Source organism: Exiguobacterium sp. s127 (assembly GCF_018618695.1).
Taxonomy (GTDB): Bacteria; Bacillota; Bacilli; order Exiguobacteriales; family Exiguobacteriaceae; genus Exiguobacterium_A; species Exiguobacterium_A oxidotolerans.
The window spans coordinates 13,481-34,194 of record NZ_JACSMO010000001.1 but is presented as its reverse complement, the minus strand read 5'-3'; the positions used below and the strand labels follow the sequence as shown (position 1 = coordinate 34,194).

Below are 20,714 nucleotides of genomic sequence, written 5' to 3'. Positions count from 1 at the left end.
CTCTCTGATAAAAATCAGGAGGCTACTAACCATGGGTATTATCTCACTCAAACGCGTGACGTCTTTTTTGTGCATTCTTTTTTTAGGAGTGTTACTAATGACACCAATCACGGGCAAAGCTCAATCAACGAATCCACTCGATTCCGTCAGCTCGTATAAGGTCTACTACGATGCACCGACGAAATCAAAAATCAAGAAGATGCAAAAGTACGATGTCATGATCATCGAACCGGTCTTTTACTCAGCGAAACAAATCGCAGAAATTCAAAAGTACGGCACGAAAGTCTATGGCTACATCAACACGATGGAAGCCGACAACTGGAACACAGACTTGATGGCACAATTAAAGGAATCAGATTTCTTCCACCGTGCTGGACAACGTGTTCACTACGCGGAATGGGATTCATACTTAATGGACATCAACTCGAAGCATTACCAAGCGGTCCTCATGCAAGAAGTCGAAAAGCAAGTCGTCAATAAAGGACTCGACGGTGTCTTCTTGGATACAGTCGGCGACATCGACAACGAACATGCCGACCAACCAAAGATCCTTGAGCAGCAGCAAGTCGCGATGACGAACTTCTTGAAGAGCGTCAAGACGAAACATGCGGATCTCTCATTGATTCAAAACTGGGGCTTCGGGACATTAAAATACCATACGTACCCGTACATCGATGGCATCATGTGGGAAAGCTTCAACTACTCGACGGTCGCAAAAGACCAATGGTCAAAAGACCGGATGGCAGATCTTCAGGAGTTGAACGAAGAAGAAGACATCAAGACATTGACGATTTCTTCTAAACAAGGTGCGAAAAGTGCGCAGTATGCGAAAAAGAATGGGTTCATTCACTTAAAATCAAACAAGACGCTGAATTACAATAAATTCTAATCCACTTGCATATAATCTCATAACCGATTACTCAATTCCAATTATGACTGCTTTTGCATGACACAATTATACAGGATGTACTAAGCAAAACGTGTCACTTTTAAGAGGCAGGTCAACGAATTGAAACATCGAACGTAAAAAAGAGGTCCAGGCGATGGTTATCGCTGGGACCTCTTTTTCCTCATCTCATTCATTTATTCATATGGAGTACTTTCATCACGGTAAATCGTTCATCTGCTCTTTTCCGTCAAGGAATCGAATTTAGTGACTTCAATTAACAACAAACTGACCTACATAAATCGAAGACCTATTAAATGATTAATTCAAAAAAGACAATAGATTACAGAATTGATTGACGAATAATTTCATTTCTAACCGCTGTTGTATTTGCAATACATATTTTAGAAAAATCATTACATCTTATCGTATAAAAATAGTATTCTACTAATGATTAAATAGGGTGCTTTTAAGAAAAATTATACTTTAATTTCATCAATAGAAAAAATTAATTCTTTTTTTAATATTTCTACAATTTTTTGAGCGGCATTTCCATCTCCATAAGGATTATTTGCTAACGACATTTTTTGATGTTCCATAGAATCAGATAACAATAAATTACTTTCTGTAAAGATATTTTCTTCACTAGTACCTACTAATTTCAAAGTACCAGCTTCAACGCCTTCCGGTCTTTCGGTAGTATCTCTTAAGACAAGAACAGGTACTCCTAAAGATGGAGCCTCTTCTTGAACCCCTCCAGAGTCAGTTAATATCAAATGTGCCTTAGAAGCAAAGTTATGAAAATCAAATACCTCCAAAGGATCAATCAAATGGACTCGATCCAAATCAGATAGCTCACTGTTGGCCAACTCTTGTACAACAGGATTCATATGTACGGGATAAACAATCTCTATGTCCTCGTACTTATCATGTAATCTTTTAACCGCTCTGAAGATATTTCGCATAGGTTCACCTAAATTCTCTCTGCGATGCGCAGTAAGAAGAATTAATCGGTTTTTGCGTCGAACTATGGAATCTAACAATGAATTATCATAGTCTTCAGAAACTGTAGTTTTCAAAGCATCTATAGCCGTATTTCCAGTAATATAAACTTTTGATTTTTCTTTGCCTTCTTGGATTAAATGATTTGCAGCAGTTTCCGTAGGAGCGAAGTGGAAATCAGTCATCACTCCAGTTAGTTGACGATTCATTTCTTCTGGATATGGTGAATATTTGTCATACGTTCTAAGGCCTGCTTCCACATGACCCACTTTAACCTGATTATAAAAGGCTGCTAATGAAGCAGCAAATGTCGTCGTTGTATCTCCGTGTACTAATACGATATCAGGTTTTACAGAAGAAATTACTTCATTCATTTTTTCTAAAACTTTCGCTGTAACACTTACAAGTGTCTGATTTTTAGTCATTATATCCAAATCAAAATCAGGGACAATTTCAAAATGTTCTAAAACTTGATCTAGCATTTGACGATGTTGTGCTGTAACAACAATTATCGATTCGATATCTTTATATTTTTCTAGTTCTAAAACTAATGGAGCCATCTTTATCGCCTCTGGACGTGTTCCAAACACAGTCATTACTTTTAACAATTTACTGCCTCCAATAATTAGTATTCAAAAGAGCGGACTTTTTCTTTTTTCGAATCATTTATGCTAAATGTATTGCCATAATTGTATAAATTCCCAAACTCACTAACAGACGAACTTATTATGTTTACAGTATCAAAAATTTGTGGTGTTCTCATGTAACCAAACAGTTTATCTAAATCAAGATTTTTAAACTCATTATGATTAGTTAATACCAAAATCAAATCTGATCCTTCGATTGATCTTTCAACTTCCAAAATATTATTTTTTAATTTTTCAACATCTACATGTGGATCATGAATTAAAACTTCTATCCCCAAATTTTTCAATCGTTGAATTATTTCAAAAGCTGGACTTTCTCTTGTATCATCCACATTGCCTTTGTATGTTACACCGAATATAGTAATTTTAGGTTCGTTAATATTAATAATCATTTTTTCCACAGTTTCAACAACATACTTAGGCATTGAGTTATTTACTTCACGTGCACTTCTTATTATATCAGTATTTTCAGGTGACTTCGCAATAATAAAGTATGGATCAACAGCTAAGCAGTGCCCTCCAACTCCAGGACCTGGTGTATGTATATTTACACGCGGATGTTTATTAGCCATGTTAATCACATCTAAAACGTTAATACTTAAATCGTTACAGACTTTAGTTAATTCATTAGCTAAGGCGATATTTACATCTCTAAAAGTGTTCTCCATCAATTTAGACATTTCTGCTGTTTTGGAATCAGTTAAAACAATTTCACCTTTTACAAAGATCTTATATAGGTCAGCAGCTTTGATAGCACACTGTGGTGTTACCCCCCCCACTATTCTGTTGTTTTCTACTAATTCCTTTAAAATTTGACCAGGCAAAACTCTTTCTGGACAATGAACTACATAAATATCTTTTCCTACAACATAACCAGCCTTTTCAATTAAAGGTTTGATATAATCCTCCATAGTTCTTGGTTCAATTGTAGACTCTACAATTACTAAGTTTCCTACTTCTAAATAAGGTACAATTTGTTTGGTAGCTTCTAAAACATATCTGAGGTCACATGACTTATTTACATCATCATTATTAGGTGTTGGCACAGCTATAATAAAAGCATCCGCTTTTTCAGGGAAAAGAGATGCTTTAAATTTTTTGCTTTGAACCATTTCAGAAATCACTTCGCTTAATCCAGGTTCTTCAATATGAATTTCTCCTTGATTTAAACCTTCGACAATATTCTTATTAATGTCTACTCCAACAACATCTACACCTGATTTAGCAAAAACTGCAGCCGTTGGTAAACCAATGTATCCCATTCCTATAACATTTAATTTCATTTTTTAAAACCCCTTATCTATTTTATTTTTTCTACTGACACATCTGTGTTCTTTGTATTAAAACCACTATTAATTAACTTTCCGTATCCTTCTGAATAGACCTTTCGATCATTTAATTCAAACTTAAAAGGATGTGTAGACTCATCTACGACAATTAACTCATTTCCGGATAAATAAAAAGTTCTTTCATGTGTAATTCCTTTGAAAATCATTCTTATTTTTATCTCTTCTTTGGTTAATTTTAAAATTTCTCCTCGAACCGTTGAATTGACATTAAATACATTAATAAAATCATTAAAATCCGATTCGTATTCAGGAACGTTATGTGCTTTAGAACTTCTAAAATAATTTCTTTGCTCTTTTGATTCTGTATAGACATAGCTACCAGGATCCTGAAAATAAGACTTACCTTTATAAAAAATTTCAAAGTTAAGAAAATCATCATGCAGATGAGCTTTTAACATTTTATTTACATCTGGAACAACCCTAATTAGTAAAACAAAGTTATCATTTAAGACCTTTATTAATCCAAAATTTGAAGAAAACTCAATTTTACTTTTGTTTACTATGTTCGTAGCTCGATTAAAAATAATTTTATGCTTACTTTGGAATTCTGCAGTTTTGTCATAGAAAAGCGACTTATTTTCTTCTAACAAATATTGTTCTTTTGTAATTCCTTTCAAAACAGTATTTTCTTTAAAATCTTTTGTGATTATTTTCTTCTTTATAAACTCACTGAAAAAATCAAATTCGACTACTTTACGGACATTTCTAATAATTTTTTCATCATTCTCAAATCCAAAAACATGAGATGCAATAAATAAAATATTAGAGCTTAGTTCATTTTCAACAAACACATTATTTGATTCATTGATTAATAATGTGTTGTCTTTGGAAAAATATTTTTCTTTATAGTCTTTTACTGAGTAAAAATCGCCTTCAGGAAAAATTTTCAGCAACCTACCGCTATCATTATCACCAATTTGAGAAAAAACTAAGTTTTCATATGTATACATATTAGAAAAAACTGATATTTGAGATAGTTTATGTATAATATTTTCATTTAATTTCTCATTGTTATTAATTAAAATTCCGAAAGAATAAAATATAAGTTCGCTGCTTAATCTATGATATGCAGTGGAACACTCATAATTACTCCCGTCTTTAAAAAATTGTTCATCAAATTCTCTTATGACTTCTTTTTTAGAAAATTCATACCATTTTTTTGTTTCATCATTCGAAATATAACTTGAAATAAACAATAAAGCACATAAATTCGAAAGATAATGATTACCACTTTTTTGATTCAAAAAATTTAATTCTAAATTTGAATAAATAAACCTACCGTGATGTATCATCATTCTAACTATATTTTTCTCAAATTGATCATTCAATATTCGGTTAGTATCTTGCGAACGAAATAAATCATAAGAAATCAGAATATTTACCGATCTAATAGCTACATCCATTGTAGATTTCCAATTCACTCCAAAACCTATTGGGTTATTTTGATCGAAATCTTTAATTTGATTTTTAAATTCATTAATTATTTCTGGTTGTTTATTTTTTATCTTCCGAGATAAGATAGCCATTTGAGGAAGATGATACATTCTACTTAATTCCCATGGAAATTTTATATCAACATTTGATGGAATATTAACAATCCTATAAGAATACAAATTTTCAAATGTATAATTATTTTTTAAATCTTTATTCCACGCTATTTCTTGATAACTTTTATCTTGATTATTTATATTTTTAAAACTGTCGTTTTTATTAGCATTCAGCCAACCACTACCTAGCAAGTTAAAGTTGTGATTAGAATATTGATTCCATAAATAATCCGCTAATTTTCGATCTACCTTGTCCATGTCTAAACTGTTTATATCAATAAGATTGTTAACAAAAGTATAGTTTATTTTCTTTTTTTTATTTATTTTATCTAATAAAGTTAAAAAAATAAAAAAATTATATTTGATTAAAAATTTTTTAAAGAAAATAATTTTATGGCGTTTTTTCATTTTAAAAAAATTGAATGTATATTTTATTTTATTCATTTTTTCCCCTTTTTATAATTAAAAATGTACTTCCAATGTTTATAATCATGTGTGAAATAATAGTTGTAATTGCTGCTCCTTCTATTCCATATAAAGGTATTAACAAAAGGTTAAAGCTGTAATTAAAACAGAGAGCTATAACACTTAAAGAAATCAAACTATAATATTTTCTTGCGGAAATCATCATGTTTACACTTGTAGCAAATATATAGCTAAATGCCACTCCTATTGCTAGAATTTTGAACGTCATTATTGATTCATCATATTTTTCTCCATTTATCAAATGCATAAAGTAATCACTTGTAAAAATGATTACAACAAAAATCGGAATTACGATGTAAGAAGATTTTTTTAACCATTCAATCGTTGCAGTTCTTCTAATATTTTTTTGATCTAAGAAATCTTTTTTCGATGTTTTGACTCTTAAAACAGCTTTAATTGATGGTAATAACGTCAAGAGCAGCGAATAGTATTTAAATGCAACTCCATATTGAGCTAAATCTTTAGCATTAGAAAGACTAGAAATCATTATGATGTCTAACTGATTAAATATGTTTAAAATAAACATATATATTAATATCCAAAAGCTCTCTTTAATGATTGTTAAATTATCTATTTCTTTAAAATTAAAGTTTAAACCTTTACTGAAGATACTAATTTCAGAATTAATATTTTTAAAACTTATATAAAAAGCTAGAAGAACTGATAAAAAAGATATCGCAATTATATATTTGACCTCTAAACTTCCACCTATTAAGAGAAGACATAATAGAAAAACTAAAAAAACTATATTTTTATAATTATTAAAGTAGCCAGCCTTTCTGTAATTTTCTTTAGATTGGTAAAAAGCTTGATTTAAATTTAACAACGAGAGCAATAGTCCAAAGAACACAGAAAAAATAACGATATTATAATTAGAATCATATATTGATACCAATATATTAATAAAAGGAAATACCAAAATACTGACAAAAACAATTAATAAAGTAGACGTTAAATATATTGTTTTGGAATTGTCAATGTTTCTAGATCTGCTTTCCGTTGCAAATTTTATATATACAAGCGATATAGAACCGCCAACCATTCCTAAAATAAGATTTGAAACTGATGAAAATTTAACATAATCAGCATAGTCTAATTCTGTCATTCCTCTAATTAAAATTATTGTTACTGCTAACATAAAAATTCTTGACACGCTATCATAAATAAAAACTGTAGCGTAATCCATAGGAATTTTTCTTTTTAGTTTTTCTATATTATTCATACTCAACATTTCCTTTTCGTAAATCTATTGTTTTCTCCTTTTAATAGTTATTCTCATAGCATTATCATTAAATTTATTATTATTATTTAACAATGATAATATAAATAAAGATAGTATTAATCCGTATGCCGATATAACTACAAATATTGTAGTACCTGTTATTACAAAAATTTGAATTATAAGTATCGAAATAAACGTATTTATTTCAATACCAGAAGAAGCTACATTTAAAAGATAAAATAGCATTACATAAGCTAATGGTATTAAAACTACACCTTGAATTCCATAAGAAAATGCACTACCAAACATACCGGTATTAGCACTAATTTCTGGATTTTTGAAGTATATGCCACCTAAAATATATGGAACACCTTCTCCATAATTATTGTTGTGGATCCAACCTAATTTATTAAATACTCCTGAGAAAGGTATTACATTTTCATTCACAGAAAAATAATCATAATATAAACTACTTAAGATTGCAGGTAAATAGTAAACTCGTTCAAGAATATTACCTACTAAAAAGGTTGTTTTACTATAAGTAAATTCTAAATAAATTAATATATTTAATAAAAATAATGCTAGGGGCACCTTCTCCATCATATGGTTTTTATAGATTTTATAAGCAAGAATTGATACAGGCAATAAAAATAACGCCGCTTTTTGATTGTCTATCCCGTAAAGAAAAAGTTGAGTAATTACAACCAAAGATAGTAATATGAAATTTTTCTTTTTAAATGCATATACACCAGTAAAGGGTACAATAACGTACATTGCGTTGTTTCTAAAATATTCAAAAATTACATTTAATTGTTTTTCTTTGAAATTACTTCTTGAATTATATATGTCGATTGAATTTAAATTAAAATTTAAATTCAATCCATTTACTTTTATAGAAATAATCAAAGACATTATTAAAAATACTGCTGTTGTCATAATCCAAATTAAATATCTTTGATAATCATTTATTTTTAAAATTTTCCTTTTATTTGTATTTGACAAAAAAGTTTTGTGCATTAATGATATTGCAAAAGAGAATATCACCCAAAAAATTAAAAAATAACTTATAAAGTTGTACGATAAATTAGCTAAACCAAACAAAGAAACAGTTGGTGTAAAACTCATTAGATACAATCCTAAAAACATAATTTCGGAAGGCTTATTATGCATTATCATAATATTATTAACCACATAGTATGAAAAAACTAAGAAAATTATATACGAAACAATTAATTTATTTACGTCTATTTCTAAATTAAATATTCCTCTTGAAAGCAAAATACTTTCTGTATAATATTTAGATAATACATTAACATATAAAAAATCCAGTGTTATTCTAAAAAATATTATATAAATAAATAGTTTAAAATTATTTGATTTTAATTTCATAATAGATTGCCACTCAATTCTATATTAAATTAATTCTAAAAAATCATTTGATCTATGCTTGATATTATATTTTTCAATATCTAAATATAAAGAGTTATCGTATACACCATCAATAAAGCTTTTAAGAATTTCTATATCAATTTCATCCTGCTTAAATGATAAAATTGGTCTTTTTGTTAATGCATAATCAATTAGTTTAGAAGGAACTTGATTAGAACTTAAATTATCAATATTTATAAGAAATTCCATTTCACTTAATTTTTTCAAGCAGTCTTCTCTGGGAATTAATGAATTAATTTCTAACTTGTCTCCTAAAATATTTTTATACTTTAAAAGCACCTCGTCAAAAATTCTACCGCGAGTTACAGTGTATACTACAAATTTGAAAGGAATATCTATCGAAGATAAACTTTCAAGTAATTTTTCAGGATTTCTTATATCCTTATAGAACAGCCCAGCAAACCCAAAAGTCGGTACTTCATTTTTTTTATAATCTGATATTTTTATATTAGAAAAATCAAAAGCTTGTGGAATTATTTTGATTTTTTTTTCATCTTTATACTTTAAAAAATAAGGTAAGGCAGCAATTGTAGGAATTACAACATAAGAAGATATGGAACATACTTTCTTTTGAATATAATTAAAGTACGGCGCTATTTTTATGTCTTTAGTACCATAGAAAGGATCACTCCATTCTGTAATTAAAGTCGTATTGCTTTTTGTTAATTTCTTTTTCAAAGCAGTGATAAAATTAATATAGAATGGTAACCCTAAAGAAATAACACCATCATAGTTTTCGAAATCAATATTTTTGTATATGTGTTTACCAGACGTGAATAAAAATCGATCTCCTATAAAATAAAATATAATTTCTTTTATTTTTTCAAATAATCTTCCTTTAAATTTTTTATTTAATGTATTAGATTTTTTGGGGATTTCGAATTTTTCTAGATCATATTCATCTTTTTTTAAAAAGACTTTTTGGTTTCCAATTAATAAGTCTACATCGTGTCCTTTATTTATTAAGTCTTCATATAACGCTTTTGCTCTAAATGCTCTTGGAACATTGTGCGGATAATACCAATGTGAAATAATTAATATTTTTTTCATATTATCTCCTAGTATGTTTGTAAATTTCTAAATAAATATCCTCAAGTTTTTTTACTTCTTTTTTTATATTATAGTTATGACTTTTAGCAATATTTTTTTTTCTATTTGAAGATTTTTTTGTTAAATAAATAGCTTTCTCAGACCAATTTCTAATTGAATTTTTACTATTTATTTTTTCAAAATAAATATTTTCGCTAATAGTAACTTCTTTTGGAATTACGTCTGAAGCAACACAAGGCACGCCTGAAGCCTGAGCTTCAATTAATACTATACCTAATCCTTCATAGTGGGAGGGAAGTAAGAATACATCTATTGACTGTATAATTTCATTTACATCATTTCTTGTGCCCATAAATAATACTTTTTTACTTATCCCAAGTTTTTCTACTTTTTCTTCTATATTTTTTTTTAAAGGCCCGTCTCCCACGAGGACTAAAACGGCATTTTCAATTTTTTTTTGTATTTCATAGAATATGTCTATTAAAAGTTTGTGATTTTTTTGATGATTAAACCTACCTATATGTCCAAATACTGTCTTGTCCACTATTTGCATTTCATTTCTTTTTTTCTCTCTTAGTTCATTATTATTTTTGTAAAGATCTAAATCAATTGCGTTACTAATAATATTAGATTTTTTAGAGTTAACATTAAAATTTTTCGAGAAATAAAAATCACCTGCATCCAAAGAACATGCAAAATAATAATCTGAGTTTTTATTTATGTTAAAGCATAAAATTCTATTTCTTAATGAACTAACAAGTTTATCAGAATATTTAGTTGTATGGGCATGAGAAATTAAGGATACTTCTTGTTTATTTAAGATTTTTTTAACAATAGAATTTAGATACAATTCATGCAAATGAATTATGCGACCTGTCTCAGCAAATTTAACAATATTATCATTTAAAATCTGAAAAGAATTCCTACTGATTTTTGGTTTAGAAATCTTATAAAGAGTTCCTCCAAAATCAATAATTTCATTTGCAAATGTTTTTTTATAGTCTTCCTCCCAAAATAAAAAGTCAAATTGAATTTTCTTTTTGTCTAGGTTTTTATAATAATTCATTATAAAATTCATTACTCCACTATCTTTATTTACCGAGGAAACTATATGTAGTACTCTAATCATAATTTACACCTTATTCCCATTAAATATTTCTTTATATTTTTTAGAGGCTTTAAAAAGGTGGTTTAAAGTATAGTAAATTGAGCTAATTATATTAATTCCTAAATCTCTATACACACCGTAAGTCATTCTAATAGATTTTAATTTATTACCTGATTTTGAGGTTTTAGATAATCTATAAATTAATAAGGGTTCTTTAATAGCTATAGCTTTTATACCAGTTCTTAAAATTTTCAGCCATAATAAGTAATCTTCATGAACACGATCATTTTCAAAATTATTTTTTTCTAACAAATATTTTTTTATTAAAACTGATGATAAAGATATTGAATTATTCCTAAGCAATTCTTTATAACTCATGTTTTTTATATCAATAAAATCACCAGAATATTTTTCGTTTTTTTCATTAATGTAGGATGAACCTGTAAATATAAATTCTTCATTTAACTCTTTCACTTTCTCAAACTGCTTTAGCAATTTGCTTTCTTTCCATGCGTCATCACTATCTAAAAATGCAATCCATTCTCCCTTAGATTCCTCGATTCCAATATTTCTAGATTTAGATACTCCTAAATTTTTATTATTTTTTATATATTTTGTTTTATTTTTATAATTCATTATTAATTTAGCAATCAATTCTTCACTACCATCTGTAGAATGATCATCTACTATTATCAACTCCCAATTTTCATACGTTTGGGAAAACACACTATTGATTGCTGCTTTGATATAATCACTCGAATTGTAAGTTGGCATTATAATGCTAACTAAACTCTCATTATTTTTCGCCATTTATTTCTCCTCAGTTCTTTTTATACTTTCTTCAAAACCAATAAAATCATCTTTAAAATTATTATTTAAGGAAAAATCGTATGAGTATTTTAAATCACTATACAACTTATTTAACGTTGGTGATTTTAGCATCAGTTTTGCAATAATTTTTGGAATAGGTATAAATATTACTTTATTTTCATTAATTTTAGCAATTTCCTTTATTAAATCTACTGTACTTACATAACTTATATTTTGCGGATTATGTATTCCGTGTTTTTCATAATCAATTATATTTTTGATATAAATATTTAGGTTCTCAATATAAATCATACTTCGTTCATTCTTAATATAAGGAAATATTTTTATAAAAGAAGCTAGTTTAGATAATCTTTGATAATTTCCTGGAGATCCTTTTCCATATATCATTGGCGGTCTTATTATTGTTACAACTAAATTTTTATGAGTATTACTCAGCTTTAATAATTTATCTTCTGCTTCTTTTTTAGATTTACCATAATCTGTACTAGGACTTAACTTAGTAGAGGTATCAATGATTTTTGATTTATTTCCATATACACTCATAGAGCTTAAAAAAATAAATTGTTTGACACCATCATGAGCAGCTTTTTGTGCAACCATTTCAGTTAACTGACTATTTACCTTATAATATTGTTCTAAGCGTATTTTTTTTGAATGTACAATTCCTGCGAGATGCAAAACTATATCAAATTCGCTGAAATCCATCTTCTTCCAGTCGTCATTTTTCAAAGAAACACTTTTGACAGAGTACTTTTCTGGCCATTTTTTTAACCATAATTTAAAATTAGTACCAACATAGCCTCTAGTACCTGTAATAAGTATTTTTTTCATTTTTTTACTCCTTTGTGCTCGCTACTTCTTTGTTAGTTATTGTGCCCGTTCCACCTTCTACTACCCCATCACTCTTCAATACACTAAATACCGTTGTTATAAAACAACGTGCATCCATAAATAGACTCATTTTCTTAACGTATTCCCCATCAAGTTTGGCTTTAATATCAATCGGCAACTCATCACGACCATTAATTTGTGCCCAGCCTGTTAGTCCAGGTAATGTGTCATTTGCTTTATACTTATCGCGTTCGTCGATTAAGTCATACTGGTTCCATAAAGCAGGACGTGGTCCGACAAACGCCATCTCACCTTTTAAAATATTAAACAGTTGTGGTAACTCGTCTAAGCTTGTTTTCCGTAAAATTTTACCGACACGTGTGATATAAACATCTGGATCAGCAAGTAAATGTGTTGGAGTATCGTTTGGCGTCTCAATGTACATCGTTCGGAATTTTAAAATGTTAAAATGAGTTTTATTCAGACCAACGCGCTTTTGTTTAAAAAATACTGGTCCACGCGATTCCACTTTAATCGCTGCCATAATCAAAGCAAACACTGGGATTAAAATGATAAAAGAAACAAGTGCAATTGAAAAACCAAGCCGACGCTTGATTGACATGTAGTTCACGATAGGTCCTCCCTTATTCATTTAAATTAGATTTTTTTCACGGACAGCTACATCATTCGCGATATCGAGTAAGACATTTCGTAACTGCAATGGTGTTTCTTTATGTTGATTGACGAGAGCTAATACTTCTGATACCTGTTCCTTCTGGCGTGTTCGGCCAACAAAAATCTTCGGATAGATGGCTTCCGGATCCACTTCGCCGTCTTTTAGTAATTCTTCATACATTTTTTCCCCAGGCCGAATCCCAGAGAAGACGATTGGCATTTCATCTTCCGTAAACCCACTCAGTTCAATCATGTTCTTCGCAAGGTCAACAATCTTAACCGGCTCGCCCATATCAAGAACGAATACTTCGCCACCATCCGCTAGTATACCCGCTTGAATGACGAGACGGCTTGCTTCCGGAATTGTCATGAAGAACCGCGTCATCTCGGGATGGGTCACCGTGACGGGTCCACCAGCTAGGATTTGTGATTTAAACAATGGAATAACTGACCCACGACTTCCTAGTACATTACCGAACCTTACGACGGCAAACTTCGTCTGACTACGCCGCCCTAGATCTTGGACAATCATTTCTGCGATGCGTTTCGTTGAACCCATGACATTTGTCGGGTTAACAGCTTTATCCGTCGAAATCATCACGAACCGTTCTGCCTTAAACAAATCTGCGACTTCAGCGACATTTTTTGTCCCATAGACATTGTTTTTGACCGACTCATAGGGGTTTGCTTCCATCAACGGAACGTGTTTATGCGCTGCCGCATGGAAAATGACTTCCGGTTTATGCGTTACAAATACTTCTTCTAGTCTGATTCGATCCTGGACATCGGCAATGATTGGCACCAAATTGATTGGCAACTGTAATCCGCGTAACTCCCGTTCAATCAGGTAAATGCTATTTTCCCCGTGACCGAGCAACAAAATCGTCGTTGGGTTAAACTGAACGATTTGCCGACAAATCTCTGAGCCAATCGACCCTCCGGCTCCTGTCACGAGGACTGTCCGCCCTTCAATCTCTGAGCGAATCCCCGAGATATCGAGTTCAACAGCTTCCCGTCCGAGTAAATCTTCAATTGAAACATCACGAATTGCATTGACCGAAACTTTCCCTGTGACAAGTTCCTCAATCATCGGTAACGTCTGAACATTTTTACATAACGTTTTTGCTTCCGTGATCAATTCAATCCGACGTTGTTGCGACAGTGAAGGAATCGCAAGGACGATTGCTTCAATTCGATGTTTTTCAATCACTGTTTCTAAATCGTTTGTTGTTCCTACGACTTCAATCCCTTGAATGATGAAATGCATATTTTTGGGATCATCATCTACAAAAGCAACCGGCTTTAACTCATGGAACGGTGAAGCATACAATTGGCGGACAAGCGAACGCCCGGCCCGACCGGCACCAATTACGAGTGTCCGTTTCCGTGACTTGACCATTCGTCGTGGTAACGCATATTTCCGCCAGTGCTGGCCGATTCCGAGTAGACGGAGCGCAACACGAATTGCTCCGAGTAACAACAGTGAGATACAAAAGCTAAGGATTGTAATCCGCTCTAAAATTTGTCCGAAGATAAATTTTTGATAAATCATCAAACAAATTGAACTAATCCCTAGTGATAAAGAAAGCGTTAATGCTTCTTGAATACTCGCATACTTCCAGTTGACACGGTACAGCTTCATTAAAAATGCGACAATCACGAATAATACGGCAAATAACACAGCTGAGCGTAATAAAAGTTGTGTATCAACTAATGAGAATAATTCCTTCGGATACAGGAAAAAATATGCAAAGCTCATTGCGACAATTAGCGCAACTGCATCAATACAGGCTAACGTCAGCGTCCGATAATAATAATAAAATTTCATCTATGAAGTTCCTTTCTCTTCATATTTCACAGGTGGAAGTTAGACGAGTGATTGGTTCTCTGCCCGCTCTGCGAGCAGGTTTGCCATCATCTTCGCAACATCATCTCCAAGGTCGTCACGCTTCAATGCAAATTCTAATGTCGTTTGAATAAAGCCGAGCTTTTCACCGACATCATAGCGTTTCCCGTCGAATTCAAAGGCAAAGACGCGTTGCATTTCGTTCAGGCGCGTAATTGCGTCCGTCAATTGGATTTCGCCGCCGGATCCGACTTCTTGTGTTTCGAGGTACTTAAAGATTTCCGGTGTTAATAAATACCGTCCTAATATGGCTAAGTTCGATGGTGCCGTCCCAGGTGCCGGTTTTTCGACAAACGATTTTACCTTATGTAAGTTCTCTGAAATGCTTGTGCTTGGATCAACGATCCCGTATCGATGTGTGTCTTTATCAGCGACCGGTTGCACACCGATGATTGAGCTGTTCGTGATATCATACTGTTCAATCAACTGGCGTGTACATGGAACGTCGGCTTGGACGATATCATCCCCGAGCATCACGACGAATGGCTCATTGCCGATGAAGGCTTTTGCTTGAAGAATTGCATCCCCCAGACCTTTCGGCTTCGATTGGCGAATGAAATGAATGTTGATATTCGTTGTTGCTTCAACTAAATGCAATAACTCTGACTTATTTTTGGCGATTAAATTTGCTTCCAATTCTGGGACCGAATCAAAGTGATCTTCAATCGCCCGTTTTCCTTTACCGGTGATGATCAGAATATCTTCAATTCCCGATTCGATTGCTTCTTCGATGATATATTGAATCGTCGGTTTATCGACGATTGGTAACATTTCTTTCGGCATCGCTTTAGTCGCGGGTAAAAAACGTGTCCCGAGACCTGCTGCCGGAATGACGGCTTTTTTTACTTTTTTCATGAAATTCACTCCTAAGTATAATTTCAGATTTCCATAATATAATTAGATTGGGATTCTTTATGTAGATTAAGATACCACATCACTGACCTTATTTCCCATAAAGTTTTCCATATTTTAATAATGTAAGCGTTAACATAGAAAAAAGAGAGTGCTATTTCACTCTCTTTACCTATTACTAACAGGTTTGATGTTATACCCACTGACCTTTCCAGTTTTTCTCGACTGGACTCGGTGGATTGATCGTGACAAGTTGATTCAATAAAATCGCTTCATTGTTTTCGTACACTTCGTCATACAACCAGTCTTCCAGTTCTTGCGCCAAATACTTTCGGCACTGCTCCCAGTAGAAAGGGCGTTTTTCGATATGATGGGCATCTGACGCAACAAGGTGGGCCAAGCCGTTTTCAAGTAAGGCAACCGCAAACCGTTGAACGTCTTTGCCATACTTGCCGATTAAGCTCGCACACGTCACTTGACTGATCGACCCGTTCGAAATCAACTCGAACAACAATTGTGGATTTTGAATGATTGCTTTATTTTTTTCCGGATGGGCGATGATTGGAATGTACCCATCGGAAATCAACTCCGCGAAGACTTGTCGGGCATACGACGGAATGCCGCTCGACGGAAACTCAATCAGTAAATAACGTGAATCAGCGAGTGGCAAAGCCTTTCCCGATTTGATTTCTTCAATCAAATCACCCGTCAAACGAATCTCGTGTCCCGGATAGACTGTCAATGGAATATCGCGTTGCTTGAGTAAGACGTTTAACTCGGCAACCGTTAAGCGAACATCGACGTCTTCCGTTTCGAACTGCGGGTGATAGAGGTGTGGTGTCGCGATGATTTGCGATACCCCTTCCGCAACGGCTTGTTCTGCGAGTTGTAATGTATGTTCGACACTCGCCGGACCATCGTCAACGAGTGGTAAGAGATGACAATGCAAATCAACCATGATTGAACCCCTCACTCATAAGAATAGTAATATTGGTATGCGGAATCGTCCGTCAGCTCGCGACGGTTTAAGACGACGCCAAGAATTTTCGCTTCTGCCAGTTCGAGTTGTTCTTTTGCTTTTAAGACACGTTGGCGATCGGAAGTCGTACAGCCGACTACTAACACAACACCATCTGTTAATTTCGATGTAATCCGGCTATCGGCGACTTGAAGTAATGGCGGTGCATCCAAAATGATCACGTCATACGCTTCACGGAGTTGTAACATCAAGTTTTCCATCGATCGCGACGATAAGAGCTCTGCCGGGTTCGGTGGGATCGGACCTGCTGTCAAAATTGACAAGTTATCGATTTTTGTTGGTAACACAGCTTTTTCAAGTTCCGCTTGGCGTGTCAAGAGACTCGATAAACCGAGACCGTTCGCGACTTTAAACGTATAGTGGACGGTCGGGCGACGCATGTCGGTATCAATGATTAAGACTTTTTTTCCTTGCTGGGCATAGGCAACCGCTAGGTTCGACGACGTCGTCGATTTCCCTTCACTTTGCGTCGCCGAGGTAATCAAAATGACTTGAATCTCTTTATCGACAGCCATGAACTCGATATTCGTCCGAATCGTCCGGTATTGCTCAGCAATCGGTGACTTCGGTTGTGTGACCGTAATCAAGTTCCGTGCGTCTTTATTCATTTTATTTTTCTTAGCCATATTGTTTTGCCGCCTCTCGTTTTGCTGCCTTTGCTGACGATTTAAAGACCTTACTATCGATATCCGGGATACTACCTAAGACCGGCAGATCAAGAATTTGTTGAACTTGATCCTCTGTCCGAATACGGCGGTCGAGGACTTCACGTAAGAACGCAAGACCGACTCCGAGTAAGAATCCGACAACAGCTGCAATCGCGGTATTCAAGATAATGTTCGGACTGACCGGTGAGGTTGGAATCCCTGAGACGGATAAAACTTTGACGTTATTGACATCCATCAATTCAGTGATGTCATCACTAAAGACGTTCGCGACTGAATTGGCAACGTTTGATGCCAGGGCTGCATCTGTACTTTGGACAGAGACATTGATGACCTGCGAATTTTGTTCACTTTCGACGGTGATCATGCTGTTCAATGTATCAAGACTATTAGGTGCATTATCAACTTCTGCTTGGACTTTTTCTAAGATAGCTGGACTCTTAATGACGACACGATATGTATTGACGAGCGTGACGGATGATTGCACTTGTGACGCATCGATAACGCTGTTCTCTTGTTTTTGCGGTGTGACGAGAATTTGTGTTCCTGCCTGATAGGTCGGTTTAATCAAGAAGCTACTGACGGCAAATGCAATGACCGCTGCGACGATTGTCAGAGCGAGAATCCGCCAAAGCGACTTCCGTAAAACTGAAAATAACTCTTGTAAGCTAATCGTTTCATTCATGGGTTAATTATTCTCCTTTATTTGTCTAATGCAGTGACTTTTTTATCAACTAGGAATCAGTATAACAAAAAATTGGGAAATGGTTGAGATTATTTTAGGAAATAACATACGTTTATTGAAAAAGGTTGCGTATAATAGAGACATACATGTTTCTTTTTACATGAATTACCTGAATTCTACATAGGAGGAATTTTCTTTATGCACCGCTCTCTGCAAGCACTCCAATACTATACATCGCACTCCGAGGACGACATCATTCGTCTCCATGAACGCATCCGTTCGAGTCTCGCTTCGACCGAGTCGTTGACAGACACGATGATTCGTCTGACGGGAGATGCACCACTTATTCCTTTTAAGCAGGACACAGTCACAGTCGACGAATGGCAAAACTTTTTAGCAGGGAAACACCATGAAAGTCTGGCAGATTTTTATGGCATGCTCGTCGCCCGTCCAATTCTTACTGAAGATGGTCCGCTCGAAGATGACGAGCCGGAAGCACCTGCGACGTTATCACGGTCGCAACGTGACGATACACCACGCCGCCAAAAAACGAAGTCGATTGCTCCAGCACGTCCAAAACGGAAACTGCCGTGGGGCTGGATTGCTTTATTGATTCTTTGCTTCTTGCTTGGAGCCGGCGGAACGTATGTCTACTCGAACTACCTCGCAAGTCCGAAGTCGTCTGCACCGGATGCGACAGTCGAACAACCGGTCGCCGTCGAAGAATCAACGGCAGATGAAAAAACAGACGACAAGCCGGAAGCTAAACCGGAAGCTAATGTCCTTTATGTCAACACACGTAACAGTAACATCTACCGCGATGAAGCCTTGACGGACGTTTTATACGAAGCTGACTTTGGGGATGGCTACCGGATCCTTGAAGCGTCCGACTCGATTAGTAAAGTTGAACTGACTGACGAATGGACGGGCTACATCAAAAATACCGATACGACGAAAGAGCTGTCAGGTGATGCCATTGCCGACGAAACATTACTGACATGGGTCAACGATAACCTCGATACGAGCTTCGTTACTGAGACGCTCATTGACCTTATCGGCAAATCAAGCGCAGAGTTGAATAGTCTTTACGCAGCGCCTGACCGAACATTCAGTGACGACGTCAACGATTATCTGTTCTATGGAAATCATTTCTTTACGTTACAAGATGATCGTGTCATCGCCATCGACTGGTCTGAAGCCGATGTGTCAAATGACAAGTTAGCGACACTCGCTCCACTGCAACTCGAATCGGAGACGACGGGACTCGTCATGAGTAACTCTTACCGCTTGCAACGCTTTGCAAAAGATGGGACCGACTTGAGTCGCGTCCGCCTCGCTGAACAAAACCTTTAAACAAAAAGAGTGAGCCACAAACGGCTCACTCTTTTTGATTCACTCTAGTCCTAACGAATAACGTAATGCTGTTTTTGTTTGTTCAAGCGAAGCGTTCGTCGGATGCCAATAATAAATACCATCCGCTTCTTTTCCACCCGTTCCTTCAAGCTTCAAGTTTTCCTGATTTTTAAAGGCATCCATGTAGTCGAAGGCGAGTGTCCGCATCGGTTTGAATGAGACATTCGTCTGCGCATTGTCCCCGACGACATCCATGATTGCATTGAATTTACTGATTGAGACATCTGACGAAAGTTTCGAGACGACTTGTCCGATGACATCGCGTTGACGCATCTGACGACCGAAGTCCCCCCGTGGATCTTCATAGCGCATCCGTGTATACTTCAGTGCTTCGTCTCCATTCAGGTTGATTTTTCCGACCTCAAACTGTTTGTCCCCGACTTTGAAATCTAAGTCGTTATTGACCGTCACCCCGCCAACGGCATCGACGAGTGACGTAAATCCTTCCATGTTGATTTCCGCATAGTAGTTAATCGGAATATCAAGGAAGTTCTCGACCGTCTTGATTGCCATTTCCGGTCCACCAAACGAATACGCATGGTTGATTTTATCGTTCGTCCCTTTACCGATGATGTCGACCTTCGTATCCCGAGGGATACTGACAAGACGACTTTCATTCCGTGTCGGATTCAGTGTCATAACCATGATTGAGTCACTCCGACCCCGTTCACCCGGACGTTGGTCGACCCCAAGCAATAGAACCGAAACCGGTTTTTGTTTTTCGACGACAGCGTCACCGGTGTTTTTGACCGGTGACTGAATTTTCTTGACCGTCTGATCGACTTGGTAATATGTATAGCCGATGAATCCGCCGACTCCGACGACGAGGACCAAGGCAATCAACAGCATGACCTTCAGCGGCGTCCACCGTTTTTTGACTTTACGTTTCTTTTTGACGCGTTCCACTCTATCATTTCTCCTTTTTGTCTTGCGTATTATATCGTACTTATGAGTTCTCATTTATATCGGTTCAGCATGAGCGCTCTTACAGTCGAGTATACAAAAAATAACTCCCTTTTTGTCAAAACGGAAAAAAATGAAAAAAAGAGCCTGATTGACAGACTCTTTAAA

The 20,714-nt window shown here is 34.6% G+C and carries 18 protein-coding genes; 2 read left to right on the top strand and 16 right to left on the bottom strand.

All coding sequences use genetic code 11. The features are described from left to right. Nucleotides 1–97: 97 nt before the first annotated feature. Nucleotides 98–889 carry a glycoside hydrolase family 191 protein gene (locus KNP98_RS00155; RefSeq protein ID WP_251135116.1) on the top strand — a complete coding sequence of 264 codons (792 nt, stop codon included), beginning with the start codon at nucleotides 98–100 and terminating at the stop codon, nucleotides 887–889. 476 nt (nucleotides 890–1,365) lie between these two features. On the opposite strand, the gene wecB is transcribed toward KNP98_RS00155, so the two are convergent. The 15 genes from wecB to KNP98_RS00080 all read right to left on the bottom strand — a co-directional run bounded on the left by wecB (nucleotide 1,366) and on the right by KNP98_RS00080 (nucleotide 18,230). After that, nucleotides 1,366–2,484 (bottom strand): non-hydrolyzing UDP-N-acetylglucosamine 2-epimerase, encoded by a 1,119-nt coding sequence (wecB, locus tag KNP98_RS00150; RefSeq protein WP_214810662.1) that lies wholly within the window; start codon nucleotides 2,482–2,484, stop codon nucleotides 1,366–1,368. Nucleotides 2,485–2,513: 29 nt separating this feature from the next. Further along, entirely contained in the window at nucleotides 2,514–3,818 is a 1,305-nt protein-coding gene (locus KNP98_RS00145) for a nucleotide sugar dehydrogenase (protein WP_088837919.1), read from the bottom strand. A gap of 17 nt (nucleotides 3,819–3,835) precedes the next feature. Continuing rightward, the gene (locus tag KNP98_RS00140) at nucleotides 3,836–5,875 is read right to left on the bottom strand and encodes a heparinase II/III domain-containing protein (RefSeq protein WP_214810518.1); all 2,040 of its coding nucleotides are present in this window, start codon (nucleotides 5,873–5,875) and stop codon (nucleotides 3,836–3,838) included. Beyond that, nucleotides 5,868–7,139, bottom strand: coding sequence for an oligosaccharide flippase family protein (locus tag KNP98_RS00135; RefSeq protein ID WP_214810517.1), 1,272 nt, complete (start codon nucleotides 7,137–7,139; stop codon nucleotides 5,868–5,870). Before KNP98_RS00135 ends, KNP98_RS00140 begins: the two co-directional genes overlap by 8 nt. A 24-nt stretch (nucleotides 7,140–7,163) precedes the next feature. Next, a complete protein-coding gene (locus KNP98_RS00130) occupies nucleotides 7,164–8,528 on the bottom strand; it encodes a hypothetical protein (protein ID WP_214810516.1) in 1,365 nt (454 codons plus the stop codon). Nucleotides 8,529–8,552: 24 nt separating this feature from the next. Continuing rightward, complete coding sequence (locus tag KNP98_RS00125) at nucleotides 8,553–9,638, bottom strand: glycosyltransferase family protein (RefSeq protein ID WP_214810514.1); 1,086 nt, start codon at nucleotides 9,636–9,638, stop codon at nucleotides 8,553–8,555. A 1-nt stretch (nucleotide 9,639) separates the two neighbouring features. Next, the gene (locus KNP98_RS00120; protein ID WP_214810513.1) at nucleotides 9,640–10,767 is read right to left on the bottom strand and encodes a glycosyltransferase; all 1,128 of its coding nucleotides are present in this window, start codon (nucleotides 10,765–10,767) and stop codon (nucleotides 9,640–9,642) included. Between the two features lie 3 nt (nucleotides 10,768–10,770). Beyond that, nucleotides 10,771–11,556 (bottom strand): glycosyltransferase family 2 protein, encoded by a 786-nt coding sequence (locus KNP98_RS00115; protein WP_214810512.1) that lies wholly within the window; start codon nucleotides 11,554–11,556, stop codon nucleotides 10,771–10,773. Further along, nucleotides 11,557–12,408 (bottom strand): NAD-dependent epimerase/dehydratase family protein, encoded by an 852-nt coding sequence (locus KNP98_RS00110; protein ID WP_088837926.1) that lies wholly within the window; start codon nucleotides 12,406–12,408, stop codon nucleotides 11,557–11,559. A 4-nt stretch (nucleotides 12,409–12,412) separates the two neighbouring features. After that, nucleotides 12,413–13,039, bottom strand: a complete 627-nt coding sequence (locus KNP98_RS00105) for a sugar transferase (RefSeq protein WP_088837927.1) — start codon at nucleotides 13,037–13,039, stop codon at nucleotides 12,413–12,415. Between the two features lie 21 nt (nucleotides 13,040–13,060). Next, nucleotides 13,061–14,911 carry a nucleoside-diphosphate sugar epimerase/dehydratase gene (locus tag KNP98_RS00100; RefSeq protein WP_214810511.1) on the bottom strand — a complete coding sequence of 617 codons (1,851 nt, stop codon included), beginning with the start codon at nucleotides 14,909–14,911 and terminating at the stop codon, nucleotides 13,061–13,063. A gap of 39 nt (nucleotides 14,912–14,950) precedes the next feature. Further along, entirely contained in the window at nucleotides 14,951–15,844 is an 894-nt protein-coding gene (galU, locus tag KNP98_RS00095) for a UTP--glucose-1-phosphate uridylyltransferase GalU (protein WP_088837929.1), read from the bottom strand. Between the two features lie 190 nt (nucleotides 15,845–16,034). Continuing rightward, complete coding sequence (locus KNP98_RS00090) at nucleotides 16,035–16,799, bottom strand: tyrosine-protein phosphatase (RefSeq protein WP_088837930.1); 765 nt, start codon at nucleotides 16,797–16,799, stop codon at nucleotides 16,035–16,037. A gap of 11 nt (nucleotides 16,800–16,810) precedes the next feature. Then, nucleotides 16,811–17,506 (bottom strand): CpsD/CapB family tyrosine-protein kinase, encoded by a 696-nt coding sequence (locus tag KNP98_RS00085; protein ID WP_214810510.1) that lies wholly within the window; start codon nucleotides 17,504–17,506, stop codon nucleotides 16,811–16,813. Continuing rightward, nucleotides 17,499–18,230, bottom strand: coding sequence for a YveK family protein (locus KNP98_RS00080; protein ID WP_088837932.1), 732 nt, complete (start codon nucleotides 18,228–18,230; stop codon nucleotides 17,499–17,501). Before KNP98_RS00080 ends, KNP98_RS00085 begins: the two co-directional genes overlap by 8 nt. 198 nt (nucleotides 18,231–18,428) lie before the next feature. Here KNP98_RS00080 and KNP98_RS00075 point away from each other — a divergent pair, with 198 nt between their 5' ends. After that, nucleotides 18,429–19,583 carry a hypothetical protein gene (locus KNP98_RS00075; protein ID WP_214810509.1) on the top strand — a complete coding sequence of 385 codons (1,155 nt, stop codon included), beginning with the start codon at nucleotides 18,429–18,431 and terminating at the stop codon, nucleotides 19,581–19,583. 39 nt (nucleotides 19,584–19,622) lie between these two features. Here the strand turns inward: KNP98_RS00075 and KNP98_RS00070 are convergent, their stop codons facing one another. After that, a complete protein-coding gene (locus KNP98_RS00070; RefSeq protein WP_214810507.1) occupies nucleotides 19,623–20,549 on the bottom strand; it encodes an LCP family glycopolymer transferase in 927 nt (308 codons plus the stop codon). Between the last annotated feature and the right edge of the window lie 165 nt (nucleotides 20,550–20,714).